We start from the raw sequence: 20,132 nt of genomic DNA on the forward strand, positions 1-20,132 counted from the left end.
TTGAATCCTGTGAACCAGCCATGCCCGTGATGCTGTCCCGGGCACGGATTCGACCTTCCGCGAGGCCGCCCGTGCAGGGGGCCGTGGTCAGCCCACGAGGAGAACATGGACGAGGGGATACCGACGTCACCGGAGACACCCGGCGACGCGGTGCCTGCCACGGGGGAGCGGGCGAAGGAGGTGCCACCCGTCGCGCCGAGCGAGGCGGCCGTGGACACCGACCGCGACTTCGAACTCGCGCGACCGGGGGCGACCCCGGGCGCGAGGAGCGTCCGGGAGGTCCCCGAGGGCTTTGCAGGCTCAGATGGCGGTGAGCGCGGCGGCTCCGGGGGCGATGGCGAATCCGCGCGGGCGGCCGTCGCATCGGCCGGAGCCGTCCAGCAGGTCTCCGGCGACGGTGACGGCCAAGGCGAGGTCGGCAGCGGCAGTGTCGGCGAGGGTGCCTTCGAGCTGACGCCGCCCGTCAGGGACGCTGACCGCCCGCAGGAGCCCCGGCACGCGCCCGACCCCTACGGCACCCCGCCGTACGGCCGGCCGGGCCCCTGGGCCCCCTCGCCGCCCGTCCAGCACCCGGCCGCGCCCGCGCCCGCGCCCGCGGCCGCCCAGCAGCCACCGCCCCTGCTCCTGCCGCTCGACGCACCCCGGGACGCGCGGGCACCCCTCCAACAGACCGATGCGGTCGCGCCGTGGGAGCGGCGCCGGACGCGGAGCCGGCGGACCTTCGTGGCGGGCGCGTTGCTGCTCGCGGTGGTCTCCGGTGCCGTCGGCGGGCTGATCGGCGCCTATCTGGAGCGCACCGGCGGGCTGGAGTCCGTACAGCTGCCCCAGCCCGGTCCGCCGCCGCCCGGGCGGCCGCCCGGCAGCGTCGCCGCGATCGCCGCGCGGGCCCTGCCCAGCGTCGTCACCCTGCAGGTCACCGGCGCCGGCGAACAGGCCACCGGCACCGGCTTCGTCCTCGACACGCGCGGGCACATCCTGACCAACAACCACGTCGTCGCGCCCGCGGTGTCCGCCGGCGGCCGGATCACCGTCACCTTCAGCGGCGGAACCGCCGCCAGGGCGACCGTCGTCGGCCGTGACACCGGCTACGACCTCGCCGTGGTCCAGGTGCACGGCGTGCGCGGCCTCACCCCGCTGCCCCTCGGCGACTCCGACGCCGTCCGCGTCGGCGACCCGGTCGTCGCCATCGGCGCCCCCTTCGACCTGCCGGGCACCGTCACCGCCGGGATCATCAGCGCGAAGGAACGGCCCATCACCTCGGGCGGCGGGAGCGGCGACGGCAGCGACGTGTCGTACGTCGACGCCCTGCAGACCGACGCCCCGATCAACCCGGGCAACTCCGGCGGGCCCCTGCTGGACTTCCACGCCCGGGCCGTCGGGGTGAACTCCGCGATCCGTTCCGCCGACGGCCAGGACGGCTCCGGCGACGGACAGGCGGGGTCGATAGGGCTCGGGTTCGCCATACCGATCAACCAGGCCAAGCGGGTCGCCGAGGAGCTCATCGCCACGGGGAAGGCGACCCACCCGGTCATCGGGATCACCCTGGACATGGACTACACCGGCGACGGCGCCCGGATCGAGGCCAAGGCCGCCGACGGCGGTCCGGCGGTCACCGCGAACGGCCCCGGCGCCCGGGCCGGACTGGAGGCGGGCGACGTCATCACCGCGCTCGACGGGCAGCCCGTCCACTCCGGCGAGGAACTGATCGTGCGCACCCGGTCGTACCGCCCCGGCGACCGGCTGAGCCTGACCGTCGAACGGGCCGGCGCCGAAAAACGGCTCACGCTGGTCCTCGGCTCTTCGGACAGGAACTGACAGAAACCTCACAGGCGAGACCCCGTCCGTGCCCCGACTAGGCAAACAACCCGGAAAACCGGTCGTACACACGCAGTCGGACACCTCGGGACGGTACCGGTCGGACAGGTCCGCCGGGTACCGTGGACCCGGCCCGGACCACGGAACAGCCGCAACAGCGACCGGAGGGCCGAGGACCGAGGACATCGCAAGGAGCTTCAGGTGTTCAATGACATAGGACCACTCGAGCTGGTGACGATCATTGTGCTCGCCGTGCTCGTCTTCGGTCCGGACAAGCTCCCGAAGGTCATCCAGGACGTCATGCGGACCATCCGCAAGATCCGGGAGTTCTCCGAGAGCGCCAAGGCGGACATCCGCCAGGAACTGGGCCCGGAGTTCAAGGATTTCGAGTTCGAGGACCTCAACCCCAAGACGTTCATCCGCAAGCACATCGACGGTGACGAACTGGGGCTGAAGGAGATCCGCAACGGCTTCGACCTGAAGAAGGAGATGGCCGAGGTCACGGACGCGGTGCACAGCCGCGAGACCGACTCGCCCTCTTCGGGAAGCGGCCGGATCGACATGACCAAGAAGCCCGAGGAGCCCGGCAAGGACGACCGTCCGCCGTTCGACGCGGACGCCACCTGAGCCTCCTCACCCACCTGGGCCTGAGCGGCGTACGTGACGCGTTTCATAGCGCATGTGCGCCGCTCAGCCCTCTCCCACGGCTTGAACCCGCCGCCCGTGCGACCCACGCACCGGGCGGTTTCGCTGCTGGTCCCAGCGAGGTGGATATGCTGCCGAGTTGTTGTGCGGACCGGACGAGTGCGCCCGAAGGGGGGCGGGCCGCCCCGGACCGACTGGAGCAAGGAGGCGTCCGGGCAGATGGAGACGACAAGTCGGGTGGGCGGACAGACACCGGTCGCGGAGAACGGACAGCAGGTCCCCTCCGCCCGTCGTACGGTCGACGGCTACCTGCTGGCGCACTTCCCCTGGTACGGCCTCGACGAGGCGTTCACGGGACCGCGCTGGCTGATGCAGGTGGGTACGGCGGCCGACGGCGCGGTGGAGCACGGTTCGATCGGACACGGCGACGAGCCGTCCGTACGCAATGAGCACCTCGCCTCGTCCGTCGGCGAGCCGAGGGAGAAGTTCGCGGTGGTCGTGACCGTCGCGGCCAGCCCGTCCCGGCGGAGCGCCGACGGTACGGGCCTGCTGGAGGCCACGACGGTGTCGTCCGCCGCGTGGCTGGCGGGCGTCGGCCTGCTGTCCTTCACCTGGCCGGGCCAGATGGACCACAGCCTCCGGGACGACTGGCTGGAGCAGCAGACCGAGACGGCCTGGGAACTGGCCGACGACCTGGCGGGCGACGCCTGGTCGACGCTGTCCCTCCCGGTCGACGGCGTGCCCACCCCCTTCCACTACCGGGAGTCCGAGTTCGGCTGGGTCCTGGCCGGCTCCACGTCGGAAGGGGTGCACCTGGGCGCGTACGGGCGCGGGATGAGCGCGTACGGGCTCGGCTTCGCGATGATCAAGGACATCGCGGCGTACGCCTGACGGGGCCGCCGCGTCCACGACCGGTGACCCGGGCCGGGACCCGTCCTAGTGGCGGGCCTTGGCCAGGGTCGTCACGATGGTCACGATCACCGCCATCTGGGCGAAGAGCCACGCGACCTGACCCGACAGACCGCGCAGCTGGTAGATCGACTGCAGCAGGGCGAAACGGCTCGGCCAGTACTGCTGCTCCTTGCGGAACGTCGCCAGGTCCATACAGATGCTGGTGAGGGTCAGCACGGTGAGCATGAGCACCGAGTACAGGAGCAGCGGGACGAAGTCCGTGTCCGTGAACTGGATCAGCAGGGCGGTCAGACAGGCCGGGACGGCGTAGGCGAACGTCAGGCTCCACGCGCGCAGGGGGCTGCCGCCGCCCGGCAGCAGGCGCCAGAGCGCGCCCAGCACGAATCCGGCACCGACCCAGGCCGCCTGGTAGGCGACGGAATTGGCGACGACGTTCGGAATCGCGGTGGGTTCGTAGGTGAGTGTCGTCGCACTCCAGGCCCCGGCGGCGTCGAGATACAGCAGGGCGCCGGAGGCCGGGAGCCCGAACCAGAAGGCCAGGCGGGCGGCGCGTATGGCGTTGGACCACCAGTGAGCCTGCGGCCCCCAGGCCAGGGCGGCCCCCAGGACGGAGAGGTGCTCGGGCGGCTTCTTGCCCTCGCAGCCGTCGACCAGCCACTGGCGTAGCCCGCGCAGTCTTCCCTCCAGCTCCGCGCTGGTGACCGCGCCGCCCCGCCCCTGGTCCAGCAACCGCTGCTGATGGTTGACGCCGCGGTACTCACGGGCCTTTTCCAGCAACTCACCGCGACGCTTTCCCGTGCTCAGCCGGTTCCGGTAGAAGTGATCTCCGAGCCGGCTCAGCACCGACCACCGCCGTCCCGCGGCGAGCACCAGGAAGAGCGAGCCGATGTTCAGCACCAGCCACATGCTCCACTGGGCGGTCGTCCCCGAGATCCTGGCGCCCCTGAGGCCCACGGTGAGGGCGAACACCGCGGCGATCAGCAGGAAGTCGGCCCGGTCCGGGCCCAGACCCGCGTGCTCGCCCTTCTGGCCGGCGTGATGGCGCTGGGACTTGGAGCGGTGGTGCAGCAGCGCGAAGAGGGCGACCCCGGTCAGGGCCCAGCTGTAGGAGAAGATCCACATCAGGTAGGTGAAGGAGAAGTTCGCCAGGTAGTCGTTGACGTAGTGGCCGTGGCTGCGCGTGCCCCTCTGGTCGGTGAGCCAGGCGACGCGCTGCCACTGGTGTTCGTTGACCCACCAGAGGCAGGTGTGCAGACAGCCGGCGATGATCCACAGCGGGGCCGAGACGCCCGCGACGCAGCGGACGGGCGCCTTGTTCCAGGTCTTGACCCAGGCCTTCGGAAGCAGTCGCCCTTCGGACGCGAAACGCCACGCCCATGCGGCCATCGCGGCCAGCCACAGCCACAGGGTCGTCAGACCCATGAGCGCGTACCCGATCCGGCCGAGGGCCGTCGGCATGGTCGTCTCCGGTGACAGGTCGGGCGGCAGGTCGAAGAGTTCGGGGGCCAGCACCACGAGCATGCCGAGCGCGGCGGTGACCGTGGCGAGCCCGATGACCGTGCGTGCCTGGCGGCGCCGGCTCGCCTGCGCCTTGGGGCCGTCGGGTGCCGTCGGCCCCGGACTCCAGGGACGGGCCACCAGGACCAGGGCCCATCCGGTCACGAGGCAGCCGAGGGTGCGCCATCGCGAACTGACGTGCGGCTGCGAGAGGACCAGCACCAGGATCACGGCGACCGCCCCACTCAGCAGCGCCCACTGCAGCAGCGCCCGCGCGGGGTTGTCGGCGCGGCCGCCGCCGGCGGTGACGGCGCCGACGTCCTGTGCCCCCGGCGCGGAGGAACGCTGGTGCCGCAGCGCGGCCAGGGCGATCATGACGGAAGCGCACACCCACCAGGTCGCCACGCCCACCGAACTCCACCGGGAGTCGTCGTAGGCCAGGATCCAGGAACGCTTCCAGGGGAGGTCGCCCTCGATCGAGATCTTCTCGGGCCGCTCGTACCGCCACACCAGGGTCTTGCCGTCGGAGGAGATCGCCTGTCCCGAGTGGTCGATGAACCCGAGGCCGCCGAGATCGGCCTCGACCCGGTACCACGCGATGTTCTGCAGCGCCGACGGGTGCAGGGAAGCCATCCACGTGTGTCCGTGGTCGTTGTCGATGGTCCAGGGCCCGAGCAGAATCGGCGCGTGGCTCTTGATCCAGCCGAAGCAGTCGTACTGCACCTTGACCGTGGTCGCGTCCGCGGTGACGAACGGTTCATGGTAGAGCCATTCGTCCTTCCGCTGGGAGTTGTCCGGCCCGCGCAATAGACAGCGCATTGCCGTGCGGTAATCCCTGGATTCCTTGTCGGCGGTCAGCTTCCGCGCCAATTCCCAATCATTTATGGGAACAATGATCGTCATGTATGAGGATACTTTGACGTATTCCTTGCCGTGCTGGTCGAATCGGATCCGCGCATTCACGCTGCTTGAATCGAGTTCCTTCGTCAGGCAGGTGTCGTGACCGCCCGACTGTGCGGCCGCCGGTGCAAGCCCCCACCATGTCACCGCCAGCACCACCAATGACAGCAGTCCGAACCATCGCCTCATCGCCCCGACACCTCCTCACCGGCGAAGTTAGACACACGTTCTAGCCATCACCCCGGGACACGCGACAGCGGACCGCCCGCCCCACTCCTTCGGCCCGGTCTCCGGAATTGCAGGAAATCTGTCAGTGGCTGATAATGGAATCCGATGACCGTCAACAATTCGACCGTCAACTATTTTGGCGAGGGGTCATGACCGAGACATCGCTGTCCGCCCTGCGGAAACGTTTGCCTCGCTTTACGGAGGCCGAAGGGCTGGGTCCCGCGGACGCGGAGTTCGTCCGGGATCTCGTGGGTGTGCTGGCCAAGCACGGCAATCTGGACCGCTTCGGTCTCTGCCTTCTGCACGACCATTTCCCGCTGGCCGAGGACGAGGTCCTGGTGGAGACCAACGACCCCCGGGCCCGCACGCTGAGCATCCATGTGGAGAAGGCGGACCGCACCGGGCACGCCAAGGCCTCGCAGTGGCGGTTCGTCCGGCATGCCGAGCGCGCGGGGGGCGCGGAGCCCGACGGCGGTTCCTATGAGGAGATCCTGCTCTGCACGGTGCTGGACCTCTGTCCGGGCAGCGAGGGCGACCACGCCCACTGACCGGGACGGCATACGACGAGGGGGCGCCGTCCGTCACGGACGGCGCCCCCTCGTCGTAGAGGTCAGAACTTGTTCTTGGGCGTGATCCCCAGAGACAGGCCCGAGAGGCCGCGCTGGCGGCCGCCCAGTTTTCCGGCGATGGCGCGCAGGGCCGAGCCGGCCGGGCTGTCGGGGTCGGTCAGGACGACCGGCTTGCCTTCGTCGCCGCCTTCGCGGAGGCGGACGTCGATGGGGATGTTGCCGAGGACCGGGACCGTCGCGCCGGTGGTGCGGGTGAGGCCGTCGGCGACCGTCTGCCCGCCGCCGGTGCCGAAGACGTCGACCATCTCGCCGCAGTGCGGGCAGGGCAGGCCGGACATGTTCTCGACCACGCCGACGATCTTCTGGTGGGTCTGGACCGCGATGGAGCCGGCCCGCTCGGCGACCTCGGCCGCCGCCTGCTGCGGGGTCGTGACGACCAGGATCTCCGCGTTCGGGACCAGCTGGGCGACCGAGATGGCGATGTCACCGGTGCCCGGCGGGAGGTCCAGGAGCAGGACGTCGAGGTCGCCCCAGTAGACGTCCGCCAGGAACTGCTGCAGGGCGCGGTGCAGCATCGGGCCGCGCCAGACCACCGGGGCGTTGCCCGGGGTGAACATGCCGATGGAGATGACCTTCACGCCGTTCGCCGACGGCGGCATGATCATGTTCTCGACCTGGGTGGGGCGGCCGTCCGCGCCGAGCATGCGCGGGACGCTGTGGCCGTAGATGTCGGCGTCGACGACACCGACCTTGAGGCCGTCGGCGGCCATCGCCGCGGCGAGGTTGACCGTGACCGAGGACTTGCCGACGCCGCCCTTGCCGGAGGCGACCGCGTAGACCCGGGTGAGGTTGCCCGGCTTGGCGAAGGGGACCTCGCGCTCGGTCTGCCCGCCGCGCAGCGCGGAGGCCAGCTCCTTGCGCTGCTCGTCGCTCATCACGTCCAGCGTGACGTCGACACGGGTGACGCCGTCCACCCGCGAGACCGCCTCGGTCACCCGCTGGGTGATCGTGTCCCGCATCGGGCAGCCGGAGACCGTCAGGTACACGGTGACCGCGACCGCGCCGTCCTCCCCGATCTCCACCGATTTCACCATCCCCAATTCGGTGATGGGTCGGTTGATCTCCGGGTCGTTCACCGTCGCCAATGCCTCGCGCACCGCGTCTTCGCTAGCCATACACACGATGGTACGGCGAGGCGCATGCCCCCTATAACGCCCCTCAGCGGTCGTCTACGTCACGCCTCGCCGACCGTTCTGCCGGGAATACGGCATGTTCGTGATGCCCGTTCCGGCGTTCGTCCATCACTTTCAACAGGTCCTGCAGCTCGGAACGGATCCAGTCCCGGGTCGCCACCTCGCCCAGACCCATCCGCAGAGCGGCGATCTCCCGGGTCAGATACTCGGTGTCGGCGATGGACCGTTCGTTCTGCTTGCGGTCCTGTTCGAGGTTGACCCGGTCGCGGTCGTCCTGCCGGTTCTGCGCGAGGAGGATCAGCGGGGCCGCGTAGGACGCCTGCAGGGACAGCACCAGAGTCAGGAAGATGAACGGGTACTCGTCGAAGCGCAGCCTGCCGGGCGCCGCGATGTTCCACACCACCCAGACGACGACCACGATCGTCATCCAGACGATGAACCGCCCGGTGCCCAGGAACCGCGCGATGCGCTCGGACAGCCGCCCGAAGGCCTCCGGGTCCCACTCGGGCAGCAGCCTGCGCCGCGGCGGGCGCGGCTGGTCCAGCCGCACACCGCGCGGCCGGGTGGCGGCGGTGGCACCGGACGGCGTGCGCTCGCGGCCGCTCTCGCGTTCAGGCGCCATGGCTCCCCGCCCCCTTCTCCGCCGCCGGCTCCTGCGTCGTCTGCTCCTCCTCGTCGAGGTGGAACTCGGTCTCCCGCCAATCGTCCGGCAGCATGTGGTCGAGGACGTCGTCCACCGTCACCGCGCCCAGCAGCGACCCCGTCTCGTCCACCACGGGCGCCGCGACCATGTCGTACGTGGCGAAGAACCCGGCGATGATCGGGAGCGTGGCCTCGGGGTCGAGCGGTTGCAGGTCGTCGTCGGCGACCAGCGAACTGACCAGGGTGTACGGGGGGTCCCGCAGCAGCCGCTGGAAGTGGACGGTGCCCAGGTACTTGCCGGTCGGGGTCTCGTCGGGCGGACGGCAGACGTAGACCTGGGCTGCGAGGGCCGGGGAGAGGTCGGGGTTGCGGACCCGGGCGAGGGCGTCGGCGACGGTGGCGTCCGGCCGCAGCACGATCGGCTCGGTCGTCATCAGCCCGCCGGCCGTGTGTTCCTCGTACGACATCAGGCGCCGCATCTCGGCCGCGTCCGCCGGCTGCATCAGGCTCAGCAGCCGTTCCTTGTCCGGCTCGGGGAGTTCGGAGAGCAGGTCGGCCGCGTCGTCCGGGTCCATGGCCTCCAGGACGTCCGCCGCCCGCTCCTCCTTCAGCTTGCCGAGGATCTCGATCTGGTCGTCCTCGGGGAGCTCTTCGAGGACGTCGGCCAGCCGGTCGTCGTCCAGCGCGGCGGCCACCTCCGCGCGGCGCTTCGCGGAGAGGTGGTGCAGCACGTTGGCGAGGTCGGCGGGGCGCAGCTGCTCGAAGGTGGCGAGCAGGCTCTCGGCGCCCTGGCCGTGCTCCTCCAGGGAGAACCCGGTGACCTGCGACCACTCGACGGTGATCGACTCTCCCCTGGTCCGCCGGAACGTTCCCGTCCGTCCCTTGCGGACGAAGACCCGGTCGACCTCCCACTCCCGGCGGGCCGGCCGCTGCTGCACGCGCAGGTCGAGGACGGTGACCTCCTCGCCGGTGTCGGCCAGCCGGACCCGGCGGTCGAGGAGTTCGCCGAAGACCAGACGCTCGGTGGGGCGCTGCTCGAAGCGGCGGACGTTGAGCACACCGGTGGTGATGACCTGGCCCGACTCGATACTCGTCACCCGGGTCATGGGCAGGAAGATGAGGCGCCGGGTGGACAGTTCGACGACCAGGCCGAGCAGCCGCGGGGGCTTGCGGCCCACGCGCAGCATGACGACGAGGTCCCTGACGCGGCCCACCTGGTCGCCGTTGGGATCGAAGACGGCGATGCCGGCGAGGTGCGAGACGAAGATCCGGGGAGCGCCGGCTGCCATGGGTTCGCTTCCTTTGCCTACCGAAGTTCCACTTGCTGGATTTCCTGCCCTTTCTGCCCGCTCGGTGGGCTTCAGGCTAGCCCGTACCGATCGGATACGCCCTGGTGGGCGGTCCGGACGGACCGGCTCCGCCGGGTGGGCGACACACCGGTACGCTGCGGTACGCCGAGCCGGACCCGACAGAAAGGTGGCCCTGTCCGTGACCGCGATTGCTCCGGGCCGTACCCCTCGCGCCGTGCTGGTGACGGCGGTGTGCGCACTGGCCGTCCTCACGGGATGCAGCGAGGATCCGGACGCCGGGACGAACGGGGTGGGCAAGCTGTCCGCGGACGTGATCCAGTCGAAGACCCGCGCGGCGGCGACGTCGGTGGCGACGGTGCGGATGGCGGGGACGGTGGTCACGAGCGGGCGTACGTACGAGCTGGACATGCGCCTGAACGCGGACGGCGGGACCGGGTCGGTCACCTCGAAGGGGGCGACCTTCCAGCTGGTGCGGGTCGGCAAGACGCTGTATCTGCAGGCCGACGCCGGGTTCTGGAACCACGCCGACGGCAGTGACACGGCCGCCGCGGGCAAACTCGACGGCAAGTACGTCAAGGTGCCGCGGAGCGACCCGGCGTACAAGAAGTTCAGCGGCTTCACGGACAAGGACGTCCTCCTCTCGGGCCTTCTCACGCTGCACGGCTCCCTCGCGACCGCCGGCCACCACGAGCAGTCCGGCACCCCCACCATCCGCATCACCGGCGACAAGGGATCGGGCGGCACCCTCGACGTCTCCCTGCAGGGCAAGCCGTACCCGCTCCGCCTGGAGCGCGGCGGCGGCGCCGGCACCCTCACCTTCTCCGAGTGGGGCAAGGACTTCAGCGTGGCCGAGCCGGAGAAGGGCGACACGGTGGACTACGGCAAGCAGCTGCCGACGTCCTGAGGGGCGGCGTCGGGGTGGCAGCAGGTTCGGCACCGCCGGTCACCACCGCGGGGGCCGAGCGCCGCCGCGGCGGACCGATGGGACCGGGGGTACGTTCCGATTCCGCCGTGACGGTGATCGGCCACGACGGCGGTGGCCGGCGGTGCCGAACTGCGCGCGGCTCTCGGCTACTTGCTCTTTCTCCGTTTGGCGAGCAGGCGTGGGAGGCCCGCCGGGATCGGGCGGCGGGTCGTGGCCGGGGTCGGGACCGGTGCTTCGGCGAGGTTTCCCGGCGGTACGGGCAGGACCGCTCCCGTCGGGGTCAGGCGGAGCACCCGGGACTCCCGGGCCCACCGCTCCGTCATCGCCTCGCCGTCGGGTGCGTTGAGGCGTTTGCCCTTGAGTTCCGCCACCGCGGCGTCCCACTGCGGGGTGCCGGCGGGGAGCTCCGCGACCGTCGCCGTCCAGGTGACCAGCCGGCCGCCCTTGTCCTTGCTGCGGACGGTGACCTCCGCCGTGCCCCCGTCGGCCAGCCCGGCCAGCGGCTGCTCGGCGCCGTCGCCGACCAGGCACACGCCGCCGTCGGCCCACGCGTGCCACACCGCACGCGCGGCCGGCGCCCCGGCGCCCCGGACCCAGATGAGGCCGGACTTCTTCGTGGCCTCCTCGACGAGGGCCTGGTCGAGCAGCTCGCTTGTCATGGCGCCCACCCTAGAGCCAGCCGTTGCGCTTCAGGGTGCGGTGGATGCCGAGGCAGATGACCATGGTGATGCCCATGATCACCGGGTAGCCGTACCGCCAGTGCGTCTCGGGCATGTACTTGAAGTTCATGCCGTACACCCCGCACACCATCGTCGGTACGGCGATGATCGCGGCCCAGGACGTGATCTTGCGCATGTCCTCGTTCTGCGCCACGGACGCCTGCGCGAGGTTGGCCTGGAGGATGGAGTTGAGGAGTTCGTCGAAGCCGACGACCTGCTCCTGGACGCGGGCGAGATGGTCGGCGACGTCCCGGAAGTACTTCTGGATGTCGGGGTCGACCAGCCGCATCGGCCGCTCGCTCAGCAGCTGCATGGGGCGGAGGAGAGGCGACACCGCGCGCTTGAACTCCAGCACCTCGCGCTTGAGTTGGTAGATGCGCGCCGAGTCGACGCCTCGGGAGACCCCGCCCCTGCGGCCGGGCGTGAAGACCTCGGTCTCCACCTCGTCGATGTCGTCCTGCACGGCGTCGGCGACCGCGACATAGCCGTCGACCACGTGGTCGGCGATGGCGTGCAGCACGGCCGAGGGGCCCTTGGCGAGCAGCTCGGGGTCGTCCTGGAGCCGGTGCCGCAGCGCCCGCAGCGAGCCCTGGCCGCCGTGCCGGACGGTGATGAAGAAGTCCCGGCCGGTGAAGCACATCACCTCACCGGTCTCCACGACCTCGCTGTTGGCGGTGAGCTGGTCGTGCTCGACGTAGTGGATGGTCTTGAAGACGGTGAAGAGGGAGTCGTCGTAGCGCTCCAGCTTCGGGCGCTGATGGGCCTGGACGGCGTCTTCCACGGCCAGCGGGTGCAGCCCGAACTCGCTCGCGATACCGGCGAATTCGGCCTCGGTCGGCTCGTGCAGACCGATCCACACGAACCCGCCGTCCCGGCGCACCAGGCGCATCGCCTCGTGCGGGGTCAGCGGCTTCGCCGTCTCGACGCGCGCGCCGTCGCGGTACACGGCGCAGTCGACGACGGCCGACGGCGTACCGGGGTCGCGGGTGGTGTCGTACGCGCCGGTGTCCGGGCGCAGGCTCTTGCGGAGCGAGGGACGGGACGGGCGGACCACGGCGCGCAGGTCGCGGATCATCGACATGGGCAGGCTCCTTCGCGACAGGCAGCGAGAGTTCGCCGGCGAACGGGTGGAACTACCCGGAATGGGGACGTCCTGACTGCGGATGTTTGGCACGTCCACAAAGCGGGGAGCACCGCACCGTTGCGGTGGCGACATCGCTACTGATTCGGATCAGACGAACGGATCCAGACAGGCCCGGAGCGGACCGGTCAGAGGGATCAGGCAAGCGAAACGAAGTGCTCTTCCGAACGACAACGCGCACAAGAAGGCGGCAGCCAGCCAGAGAAGAAATCAGAGGCAGGAAGAGCGAGTGGTACTGCACGGGTGACTTCGATCCATGACAGCCCCACCTCCTCCAGCCGGTCCCTCGTAAGGGAGTCCTGTCGGCGTCGGGGGCTTACCGCGACGCTCTGCGCGCTGCCCCGACCACCGCGGCCAGACTAGCAGCAGCCCTCAGTGTCAAGGCGCCGCTTTGCCCGCTACTGACGAGTTCTATGCTCACGACATGGCTGATGTTCTTCCTCTGGTCGAGGCCCGGTTGACCACCACTCTCGGCGAACCGGACGCACGCGCGGCGGTCACTTTCCTGGGTACGGACCCCATCGAGGTGCTCCGTTTCCACGAGGATCTCCAGGGCGAGAACGTCGTCCGCTACGCCACGCTCGGCATGTCCGCGCACCCCATGACGGACCCCACCGCGATGGTCGCGGACCCCGTCAAGGGACCCCGCGCCGAGCTGGTCCTCTCGGTCCGCGCCGGGCTCGCCGAGACCGACAAGGTGCTCCGCGCGCTCGCCGTCCTCGCCGCGTCTCCGCAGGTCGAGGGCCTGATCGTGGCGCCGGGCGCGTCGCTCGACGTCGGTGAGCCGCTGTGGCCGGGGGCGCCCTTCACCTCGGTCCTGGTCGGTGAGCCGGGCGGTCTCGTCGAGGATCTGGAGCTGGACGAGCCGCTCGATCCCGTACGGTTCCTGCCGCTGCTGCCGATGACGCCGAACGAGGCCGCCTGGAAGCGGGTGCACGGCGCGCAGGCCCTCCAGGAGCGCTGGCTCGCGGGCGGGACGGACCTCCGGCACCCGAACCGGAAGTCCGTGCCGCTGGACTGACGGCGCTTGGTGAGCAAGCTCACCAAGCGCCGCCCGGAAGGCGTCAGTTGGCAAAGCGCCGGCAGAGGTCAGTTGGCGAAGACCGTGACGCCGTCCTCCGTGGCGTGCCGGGGTTCGAGTTCCTCGGCATCGTGGGTGAGGGCGTTCCGTCGTACGTACACCACGGCCGCGCCCAGGACGGCGGTGGCCGCCGCCACCACGAACGGGATGTGGATGTCGCTCCACTCCTCGATCTTCGGCGCGAAGTAGGGAGCGGCCGCGGCGGCGAACCAGCGGACGAAGTTGTACCCCGCGCTCGCCACCGGGCGCGGCGCGTCCGACACGCCGAGGGCCAGTTCGGTGTAGACGGTGTTGTTCACGCCGATGAACGCGCCGGACAGGATCGTGCAGACGATCGCGGCGGTGTGGCTGCCGTAGCCGAGGACGAGGACGTCCACGGCGAGCAGCACGAGCGAGCCGCCCAGCACCTTGAGCGAGCCGAAGCGCCGCTGCATGCGCGGGGCCACGAGCACGGAGAAGACGGCCAGCAGGACGCCCCAGGCGAAGAAGACCGCGCCCGAGCGGTACGGGGTCATGTTCAGCACGAACGGGGTGAAGGCCAGCACGGTGAAGAACGTGTAGTTGTAGAAGAACGCGGAGACGGCGGCGGAGGCGAGGCCGCCGTGGCCCAGCGCCCGGAGCGGATCCAGGATCGACGTCTTGCGGGCGGGCTTCGGCTGTTCCTTCAGGAACGCGGTGATGCACACGAAGCCGACCGCCATCAGGGTGGCGGTGCCGAAGAAGGGGTAGCGCCAGCTGAGGTTGCCGAGCACCGCGCCGAGCAGGGGGCCGCAGGCCATGCCCAGGCCGAGCGCGGACTCGTAGAGCAGGATCGCGGAGGCGCTGCCGCCGGCCGCCGCGCCGACGATGACCGCGAGGGCCGTCGACACGAACAGGGCGTTGCCGAGGCCCCAGCCGGCCCGGAAGCCGACCAGCTGGCCGACCGTGTCGGAGGTGCCGGCGAGTCCGGCGAAGACGACCACGAGGGCGAGGCCGAGCAGCAGGGTCCGACGGCCGCCGATCCGGCTGGAGACGAAGCCGGTGAGCAGCATCGCCACGGCGGTGATCAGGAAGTACGAGGTGAAGAGCAGGGAGACCTGGCTGGTCGTGGCGTCCAGGCCCTTGGCTATGGAGGGCAGGATCGGGTCGACGAGTCCGATGCCCATGAAGGCGACGACGGACGCACCCGCCGTCGCCCACACGGCCTTCGGCTGTCGCAGGATGCTGCCCGCCCCGGCGTCGAATGGGTCGTCCATGCGCTTCCTCCGCTTCTTGCTGCGTGCCGATTTGGTTGGCGTATACACATAGTAAGTTAGGGCGGCTAATTAATGCAAGATACATCTAGTTGCGCCCGGTGAACGGGTCCGTCCGGACGGGTGATCGTCCTTGACGTGGGGGATCCGGGGTAGGACCGTGGGGCCCTATGAGGGGCGAACCCAGTTGCCCGAAGTGTGGTGGCCGGGTCAGGGCTCCCGGACTCTTCGCCGATACCTGGCAGTGCGATGTGCACGGGACCGTGCATCCGGTGCAGCCCGTGATCCCGCCCAGCGTCGAGGCCCTCGGTGTCGTGGTGCACCGCACGCAGGTCCCGGTGTGGATGCCCTGGCCGCTGCCGGTCGGCTGGCTGTTCACGGGGGTGGCGTGCGCCGGTGACGACCGCAGCGGCGGCCGTGCCACCGCCGTCGCCTGCTCGGGACCCGCGCCGCTCGGCGGGATAGGGGAGATGATCCTCGTCGCCGAGGAACTGGGGGTCGGACTCGGGGCGCGGTACGCCGGGATCGACGGACCGGATCCGGGACCGTACATGAGTGTGGAGAAGCCGCCGCAGGCGAAGGTGCTGGCCGCCGGGCGGCCCGCGCCGCTGTGGCATGTCTCCGGTGCGCCGGACGACCGGGCCGTCTTCGCGGGTGAGGCCCGGGGGCTGTGGCTGTGGGCGGTGGTCTGGCCCGAGCAGACCGGGCTGCTGATGTACGACGAACTGGTGCTCACGGATCTGCGGGACGCGGGGGCGGAGGTGGACCTGGTGCCCTGCGGCGCGCTGTCCCCTCGATTGCTCGAACCGTGAGGGGCGCGTTCTCCTGTGCGTTGGCTGTACGGGGTGCCCCCCGCTCTCGGGTGTGACAGGGCACCCTCTGCCGACGGCTATCCTTGACGTGTCCCTACCCGTGCCGTCCCGCTGGAGTCCGCGTCGTGCGCATCGATCTGCACTGCCACTCCACCGCCTCCGACGGTACGGACACCCCGGCCGAGCTGGTGCGCAACGCCGCCGCTGCCGGGCTGGACGTGGTCGCGCTGACCGATCACGACACCACCCGTGGATACGCCGAGGCCATCGCCGCGCTGCCCGCGGGGCTCACCCTGGTCACCGGGGCCGAGCTGTCCTGCCGTATCGACGGCGTCTCCATGCACATGCTGGCCTACCTCTTCGACCCCGAGGAGCCCGACCTGCTCGCCGAGCGCGAGCTGGTCCGGGACGACCGGGTGCCGCGTGCGCAGGGCATGATCGCCAAGCTGAACGCGCTCGGCGTGCCGGTCACCTGGGAGCAGGTGAAGCGGATCGCCGGCGACGGTTCCGTGGGGCGGCCGCACGTCGCCTCGGCGCTCGTCGAGCTCGGTGTCGTGCCGACCGTGAGCGACGCCTTCACCGAGGAGTGGCTGGCCGACGGCGGCCGGGCCTTCGTGGAGAAGCACGAGACCGACCCCTTCGAGGCGATCCGGCTGGTCAAGGGGGCCGGCGGGGTGTGCGTGTTCGCGCATCCGGCGGCCGCCAAGCGCGGGCGCACCGTACCGGAGTCCGCGATCGCCGAGCTGGCCGCGGCCGGTCTCGACGGCATCGAGGTCGACCACATGGACCACGACGAGGACACCCGCGCACGGCTGCGGGGGCTCGCCGGGGAGCTGGGGCTGCTGGTCACGGGGTCGTCCGACTACCACGGCAGCCGCAAGACGGTGACGCTCGGCGAGTACACCACCCACCCCGAGGTGTACGGCGAGATCACGCGCCGGGCGACCGGGGCGTTCCCGGTGCCGGGGACCGGCGGAGCCTGAGGCTCGGCCCTCGCACCCACGTCCCTTTCTCCCGCAAGGCTTGTAGCACACCCATGTTCGACGTCGCCGTCTTCGGCTCTCTCTTCCTGACCCTTTTTGTCATCATGGATCCCCCCGGGATCACCCCGATCTTCCTCGCCCTCACCTCCGGCCGGCCCGGCAAGGTGCAGCGCCGGATGGCCTTCCAGGCCGTGTGCGTGGCGGGCGGTGTGATCACCGTCTTCGGACTGCTGGGGCACCAGATCCTCGACTACCTGCATGTCTCGGTGCCCGCGCTGATGATCGCGGGCGGACTGCTGCTCCTGCTGATCGCCCTGGACCTGCTCACCGGCAAGAACGACGAGCCGAAGCAGACCAAGGACGTCAATGTGGCCCTGGTGCCGCTGGGCATGCCGCTGCTGGCCGGTCCCGGTGCGATCGTGTCGGTGATCCTCGCCGTGCAGAAGGCCGACAGCGTCGCCACGCAGGTGTCCGTGTGGACCGCGATCCTCGCCATCCATGTCGTGCTGTGGCTGGTGATGCGCTACTCGCTGCTGATCATCCGGCTCATCAAGGACGGCGGCGTGGTCCTGGTGACCCGGCTCGCCGGCATGATGCTCTCCGCGATCGCCGTCCAGCAGATCATCAACGGCGTCACCCAGGTGATCAAGGGGGCGTGAGCCCCGGCGAACCCGGACCCGACCCGGACCCGGAAACGCGGAACCCCCGCACGGCGTCGATGCCGTACGGGGGTTCCGAAGACTGTGCGGTGCTCCGCGCGTCGGTGTGTGGGTGGTGCGTCTCTCGTTACGAAGCCTGGTTCTCGGCCGGTCGGATCCACAGGCGCTGCCCGATGGCGGCGGCCTGCTGCACGATCCTGTTGACGGAGGCGGCGTCCACGACAGTGCTGTCCACGGTGGTGCCGTCGATCTCGTCGAGTCGCATGATTTCGAAGCGCATGGCCTCTCCCTTCGTCTCGTGTTCCGTCTGAGTCAACGGCTTGCGTGTTACAAACATTCCCTACGCTAAAGAAATTTTTCGAACGTCTAATTACTGACCGGTACGAGGTCTTGAGGAGACTGACCGGGACCGGTTGTGTTCGCAGCGTGACCGCCGGGACAATGGAGGCGATGAACGACGACCTCGCCGCCCTCCAGGCCCGTATCGACCGCACGAACGAGCTGCTCACCCGCATGCTCGCCGAAGTGGCCAAGACGCCCTCGACGCACGCCATCTTCGTGGACGCGGGCTACCTCTACGCGGCCACGGGCCGACTCGCCGCCGGGACGGAGGACCGCCGCGCCTTCGACCTCGACGCCGAGGGACTCATCGAGGCACTCATCGACAAGGCGCGCCAGATCTTCGCGGACAGCCGGCTGCTGCGCGTCTACTGGTACGACGGCGCCCGCCGCCGCATCCACACCGCCGAGCAGCAGGCCATCGCCGAGCTGCCGGACGTCAAGGTCCGCCTCGGCAACCTCAACGCCAACAACCAGCAGAAGGGCGTCGACTCCCTGATCCGCACCGACCTGGAGTCACTCGCCCGGCACCGCGCCATCAGCGACGCGGCCCTGCTCGGCGGTGACGAGGACCTGGTCTCCGCGGTCGAGGCCGCCCAGGGCTACGGCGCCCGCGTCCACCTGTGGGGCATCGAGGCCCCCGAGGGCCGCAACCAGGCCGAGCCGCTGCTCTGGGAGGTCGACAGCCAGCGCACCCTCGACCTGGAGTTCTTCAAGCCGTACGTCTCCAGACGCACCGCCCCCGCCTACGAGGCGGGGGCGACCAGACCCACCCGCGAGAACGTCCGCTTCGTCGGCGCGCAGATCGCCGCGAAGTGGCTCTCCGCGCGCGGCCGTGAGTCCCTCGTCGAGCTGCTGCCCGGCCATCCCTACCTGCCCGGCTCCGTCGACCAGGACCTCCTCGTCGAGGCCGAGGGCATGCTCCAGTACTCCCTGCGCGGCCAGGCCGACCTGCGCCGCGCCCTGCGCGACGGCTTCTGGGAGCACCTCCAGACGCAGTACTAGTCCCCCGGTCCTCTAGTCCTTGTGGTCGGCGTCGTCCCAGAAGGCGGCGAGCGCCTCGGCGGTGGGGGCCGGCTGCTCGGTGTTGGGGGAGTGCTCCGCCCCCTCGACGACCGTCCTGCGCGCCCGCAGCCGCAGCGCCATCTCGTCCAGCAGGGGTACCGGCCAGGTGTCGTCCCGCGCGCCCGACAGGACATGGAACGGCAGCGGTACGGCGGCGAGTTCGGCGACGCGGTCCGGCTCGGTGCACAACTGGCGGCCGGTGGCGATGAGTTGGGCCGGCTTGTTGCCCAGCCAGCGGCGCCGCAGATCCTCGGCGTCCTCCAGGTCCCGCGCCAGGTCCTCGTCCAGCTCCTCCGGAGCCTCCGGCGCCTCCATGGCCTGCATGGCGTCCCAGACCTCGGCCATCGACATCACGGCGAGCGCGTCCCGCAGCAGCTTCACCCGCTGCTGCTGGGAGGTCGAGATCTGCGCCGGGCCCGAGGCCATCAGCGTCAGCGAGCGGAACGGCGCGTGGTCGAGCAGCACGGCCGCGCGCGCGATCTGGCCGCCGAGGGAGTGCCCCAGCAGATGCACCGGGCGGCCGTCGCCGACCGCCGCCGCCTGTGCGAGCACATCCCGCGCCAACTCCTCCTGGGCGTAAGCCGATTCGTCGGTCTCCGGACCGTCCGACTCGAACTGTCCGCGCCCGTCCACGGCGACGGTCCGGTACCCGCGCGCGCCCAGTGCCCCGAGCAGCGGACTGAAGTCCTCCTTGCTGCCGGTGAATCCGGGCAGCAGCAGCGCGATCCCCTTGGGCTCGGCCCCGGCGGCGACGGGCGCGTCGAAGACGGCGAACTCACCTCGCGCGGTGGCGAGCGCGTACGCGCGGGCACCGGCGGGCGGGACAAAGGTACGAGGCCTGCTCATGGGGAGAGGTTATCCGGAGGCCGGCGACGGCCCGGAAGACGGTGGGTGAACCCCGTGGCCCCGTGGCCCCGGGCGTACGAACGCCGACGGCCCGGCCCACACGAGGTGGGCCGGGCCGACGTGGCGCGTGACGCGATCAGGCCTCGGGAGCCGCGGCGGCGGCCTTCAGGGTCCGGCGGACCCTCGGCTTCGCCTCCGCGTCGGCCGTCGCCTCGACGGGCTCGGCCGCCTTGCGCGTCGTACGACGCCTCGGCTTGGCCTCCTGCTCCTCGCTGGCCTGCGCCGGAATCTCCGCCGGGGCGGCGGCTGCCGTCTTGCGGGTCCGGCGGGGCTTGGCCTCGGCACCTTCGGCGGTGTCGACGGCGGCCTCGGCGGTCTTCCGGGTGCGGCGCGGCTTGGGCGCGGCCTCGGCCTCGACGGTCTCCGGGGCGGCGGCTGCCGTCTTGCGGGTGCGACGGGGCTTGGCCTCGACGGCCTCGGCCGTGTCCACCGCGGTCTCGGCGGCGGCTGCCGTCTTGCGCGTCCGGCGGGGCTTGGCCTCGGCACCTTCGGCGGTGTCGACGGCGGCCTCGGCGGTCTTCCGGGTGCGGCGCGGCTTGGGCGCGGCCTCGGCCTCGAC

19 protein-coding genes and 1 pseudogene are annotated in these 20,132 nt (G+C 70.7%); 10 read left to right on the forward strand and 10 right to left on the reverse strand.

What is annotated here, in order from left to right:
- Positions 1-105 precede the first annotated feature (105 nt).
- The 3 genes from ACFZDK_RS04285 to ACFZDK_RS04295 all read left to right on the forward strand — a co-directional run bounded on the left by ACFZDK_RS04285 (position 106) and on the right by ACFZDK_RS04295 (position 3,351).
- On the forward strand, positions 106-1,815 hold the full coding sequence (locus ACFZDK_RS04285) for a trypsin-like peptidase domain-containing protein (RefSeq protein WP_390969573.1): 1,710 nt from the start codon (positions 106-108) through the stop codon (positions 1,813-1,815).
- A 201-nt stretch (positions 1,816-2,016) separates the two neighbouring features.
- Positions 2,017-2,442, forward strand: a complete 426-nt coding sequence (locus ACFZDK_RS04290; RefSeq protein ID WP_359226465.1) for a sec-independent translocase — start codon at positions 2,017-2,019, stop codon at positions 2,440-2,442.
- Positions 2,443-2,679: 237 nt separating this feature from the next.
- Complete coding sequence (locus ACFZDK_RS04295) at positions 2,680-3,351, forward strand: hypothetical protein (protein ID WP_390969576.1); 672 nt, start codon at positions 2,680-2,682, stop codon at positions 3,349-3,351.
- Between the two features lie 45 nt (positions 3,352-3,396).
- On the opposite strand, the gene ACFZDK_RS04300 is transcribed toward ACFZDK_RS04295, so the two are convergent.
- Complete coding sequence (locus ACFZDK_RS04300; RefSeq protein WP_390969577.1) at positions 3,397-5,958, reverse strand: DUF6185 family protein; 2,562 nt, start codon at positions 5,956-5,958, stop codon at positions 3,397-3,399.
- A gap of 188 nt (positions 5,959-6,146) precedes the next feature.
- Here ACFZDK_RS04300 and ACFZDK_RS04305 point away from each other — a divergent pair, with 188 nt between their 5' ends.
- Entirely contained in the window at positions 6,147-6,545 is a 399-nt protein-coding gene (locus tag ACFZDK_RS04305; RefSeq protein ID WP_390969580.1) for a hypothetical protein, read from the forward strand.
- A gap of 62 nt (positions 6,546-6,607) precedes the next feature.
- Here ACFZDK_RS04305 and ACFZDK_RS04310 read toward each other — a convergent pair whose 3' ends face one another.
- From ACFZDK_RS04310 to ACFZDK_RS04320, 3 genes are read right to left on the reverse strand one after another with little or no spacing between them, the layout of a single operon-like run.
- The gene (locus ACFZDK_RS04310; protein ID WP_390969582.1) at positions 6,608-7,741 is read right to left on the reverse strand and encodes a P-loop NTPase; all 1,134 of its coding nucleotides are present in this window, start codon (positions 7,739-7,741) and stop codon (positions 6,608-6,610) included.
- A 43-nt stretch (positions 7,742-7,784) separates the two neighbouring features.
- Complete coding sequence (locus ACFZDK_RS04315; protein ID WP_390969584.1) at positions 7,785-8,381, reverse strand: DUF1003 domain-containing protein; 597 nt, start codon at positions 8,379-8,381, stop codon at positions 7,785-7,787.
- Entirely contained in the window at positions 8,371-9,690 is a 1,320-nt protein-coding gene (locus ACFZDK_RS04320; RefSeq protein WP_390969586.1) for a magnesium transporter MgtE N-terminal domain-containing protein, read from the reverse strand. The genes ACFZDK_RS04315 and ACFZDK_RS04320 overlap by 11 nt, the downstream gene beginning before the upstream one ends.
- Positions 9,691-9,889: 199 nt before the next feature.
- Between ACFZDK_RS04320 and ACFZDK_RS04325 the strand changes: the two genes are divergently transcribed.
- A complete protein-coding gene (locus ACFZDK_RS04325; protein ID WP_390969588.1) occupies positions 9,890-10,615 on the forward strand; it encodes a hypothetical protein in 726 nt (241 codons plus the stop codon).
- Positions 10,616-10,782: 167 nt separating this feature from the next.
- On the opposite strand, the gene ACFZDK_RS04330 is transcribed toward ACFZDK_RS04325, so the two are convergent.
- The gene (locus ACFZDK_RS04330; RefSeq protein WP_390969590.1) at positions 10,783-11,295 is read right to left on the reverse strand and encodes a hypothetical protein; all 513 of its coding nucleotides are present in this window, start codon (positions 11,293-11,295) and stop codon (positions 10,783-10,785) included.
- A gap of 10 nt (positions 11,296-11,305) precedes the next feature.
- Entirely contained in the window at positions 11,306-12,436 is a 1,131-nt protein-coding gene (locus tag ACFZDK_RS04335; RefSeq protein WP_355722836.1) for a magnesium and cobalt transport protein CorA, read from the reverse strand.
- A gap of 484 nt (positions 12,437-12,920) precedes the next feature.
- Between ACFZDK_RS04335 and ACFZDK_RS04340 the strand changes: the two genes are divergently transcribed.
- Positions 12,921-13,517, forward strand: coding sequence for a suppressor of fused domain protein (locus tag ACFZDK_RS04340; RefSeq protein ID WP_390969592.1), 597 nt, complete (start codon positions 12,921-12,923; stop codon positions 13,515-13,517).
- 68 nt (positions 13,518-13,585) lie between these two features.
- Here ACFZDK_RS04340 and ACFZDK_RS04345 read toward each other — a convergent pair whose 3' ends face one another.
- Positions 13,586-14,812, reverse strand: a complete 1,227-nt coding sequence (locus ACFZDK_RS04345) for an MFS transporter (protein WP_390969594.1) — start codon at positions 14,810-14,812, stop codon at positions 13,586-13,588.
- A 167-nt stretch (positions 14,813-14,979) separates the two neighbouring features.
- Here ACFZDK_RS04345 and ACFZDK_RS04350 point away from each other — a divergent pair, with 167 nt between their 5' ends.
- From ACFZDK_RS04350 to ACFZDK_RS04360, 3 genes are all read left to right on the forward strand, one after another.
- Positions 14,980-15,621: a DUF6758 family protein gene (locus tag ACFZDK_RS04350; protein WP_390969596.1), complete on the forward strand. Its 642-nt coding sequence runs from the start codon at positions 14,980-14,982 to the stop codon at positions 15,619-15,621.
- A gap of 125 nt (positions 15,622-15,746) precedes the next feature.
- Positions 15,747-16,604, forward strand: coding sequence for a PHP domain-containing protein (locus ACFZDK_RS04355; RefSeq protein WP_390969597.1), 858 nt, complete (start codon positions 15,747-15,749; stop codon positions 16,602-16,604).
- 53 nt (positions 16,605-16,657) lie between these two features.
- Positions 16,658-17,263, forward strand: a complete 606-nt coding sequence (locus tag ACFZDK_RS04360) for a MarC family protein (protein WP_355722849.1) — start codon at positions 16,658-16,660, stop codon at positions 17,261-17,263.
- A gap of 127 nt (positions 17,264-17,390) precedes the next feature.
- On the opposite strand, the gene ACFZDK_RS04365 is transcribed toward ACFZDK_RS04360, so the two are convergent.
- Positions 17,391-17,543: a hypothetical protein gene (locus tag ACFZDK_RS04365; protein ID WP_390969600.1), complete on the reverse strand. Its 153-nt coding sequence runs from the start codon at positions 17,541-17,543 to the stop codon at positions 17,391-17,393.
- Between the two features lie 170 nt (positions 17,544-17,713).
- Between ACFZDK_RS04365 and ACFZDK_RS04370 the strand changes: the two genes are divergently transcribed.
- The gene (locus tag ACFZDK_RS04370; RefSeq protein WP_390969602.1) at positions 17,714-18,607 is read left to right on the forward strand and encodes an NYN domain-containing protein; all 894 of its coding nucleotides are present in this window, start codon (positions 17,714-17,716) and stop codon (positions 18,605-18,607) included.
- A 12-nt stretch (positions 18,608-18,619) separates the two neighbouring features.
- On the opposite strand, the gene ACFZDK_RS04375 is transcribed toward ACFZDK_RS04370, so the two are convergent.
- Positions 18,620-19,513: an alpha/beta fold hydrolase gene (locus ACFZDK_RS04375; protein WP_390969603.1), complete on the reverse strand. Its 894-nt coding sequence runs from the start codon at positions 19,511-19,513 to the stop codon at positions 18,620-18,622.
- A 136-nt stretch (positions 19,514-19,649) separates the two neighbouring features.
- Positions 19,650-20,132: pseudogene (locus ACFZDK_RS04380) on the reverse strand (hypothetical protein); the annotation flags it as partial.

It is taken from the genome of Streptomyces sp. NPDC007901 (genome assembly GCF_042959465.1).
In the GTDB taxonomy this organism is placed as follows: domain Bacteria; phylum Actinomycetota; class Actinomycetes; order Streptomycetales; family Streptomycetaceae; genus Streptomyces.

Bases quoted from the DNA above. Each gene is read 5' to 3' on its own strand.
- ACFZDK_RS04370 (WP_390969602.1), top strand. From the start codon at position 17,714: ATGAACGACGACCTCGCCGCCCTCCAGGCCCGTATCGACCGCACGAAC.
- ACFZDK_RS04295 (WP_390969576.1), top strand. From the start codon at position 2,680: ATGGAGACGACAAGTCGGGTGGGCGGACAGACACCGGTCGCGGAGAAC.
- ACFZDK_RS04365 (WP_390969600.1), bottom strand. From the start codon at position 17,543: ATGCGCTTCGAAATCATGCGACTCGACGAGATCGACGGCACCACCGTG.
- ACFZDK_RS04285 (WP_390969573.1), top strand. From the start codon at position 106: ATGGACGAGGGGATACCGACGTCACCGGAGACACCCGGCGACGCGGTG.
- ACFZDK_RS04360 (WP_355722849.1), top strand. From the start codon at position 16,658: ATGTTCGACGTCGCCGTCTTCGGCTCTCTCTTCCTGACCCTTTTTGTC.
- ACFZDK_RS04320 (WP_390969586.1), bottom strand. From the start codon at position 9,690: ATGGCAGCCGGCGCTCCCCGGATCTTCGTCTCGCACCTCGCCGGCATC.
- ACFZDK_RS04310 (WP_390969582.1), bottom strand. From the start codon at position 7,741: ATGGCTAGCGAAGACGCGGTGCGCGAGGCATTGGCGACGGTGAACGAC.
- ACFZDK_RS04330 (WP_390969590.1), bottom strand. From the start codon at position 11,295: ATGACAAGCGAGCTGCTCGACCAGGCCCTCGTCGAGGAGGCCACGAAG.
- ACFZDK_RS04340 (WP_390969592.1), top strand. From the start codon at position 12,921: ATGGCTGATGTTCTTCCTCTGGTCGAGGCCCGGTTGACCACCACTCTC.
- ACFZDK_RS04335 (WP_355722836.1), bottom strand. From the start codon at position 12,436: ATGTCGATGATCCGCGACCTGCGCGCCGTGGTCCGCCCGTCCCGTCCC.
- ACFZDK_RS04300 (WP_390969577.1), bottom strand. From the start codon at position 5,958: ATGAGGCGATGGTTCGGACTGCTGTCATTGGTGGTGCTGGCGGTGACA.
- ACFZDK_RS04305 (WP_390969580.1), top strand. From the start codon at position 6,147: ATGACCGAGACATCGCTGTCCGCCCTGCGGAAACGTTTGCCTCGCTTT.
- ACFZDK_RS04375 (WP_390969603.1), bottom strand. From the start codon at position 19,513: ATGAGCAGGCCTCGTACCTTTGTCCCGCCCGCCGGTGCCCGCGCGTAC.
- ACFZDK_RS04350 (WP_390969596.1), top strand. From the start codon at position 14,980: ATGAGGGGCGAACCCAGTTGCCCGAAGTGTGGTGGCCGGGTCAGGGCT.
- ACFZDK_RS04315 (WP_390969584.1), bottom strand. From the start codon at position 8,381: ATGGCGCCTGAACGCGAGAGCGGCCGCGAGCGCACGCCGTCCGGTGCC.
- ACFZDK_RS04345 (WP_390969594.1), bottom strand. From the start codon at position 14,812: ATGGACGACCCATTCGACGCCGGGGCGGGCAGCATCCTGCGACAGCCG.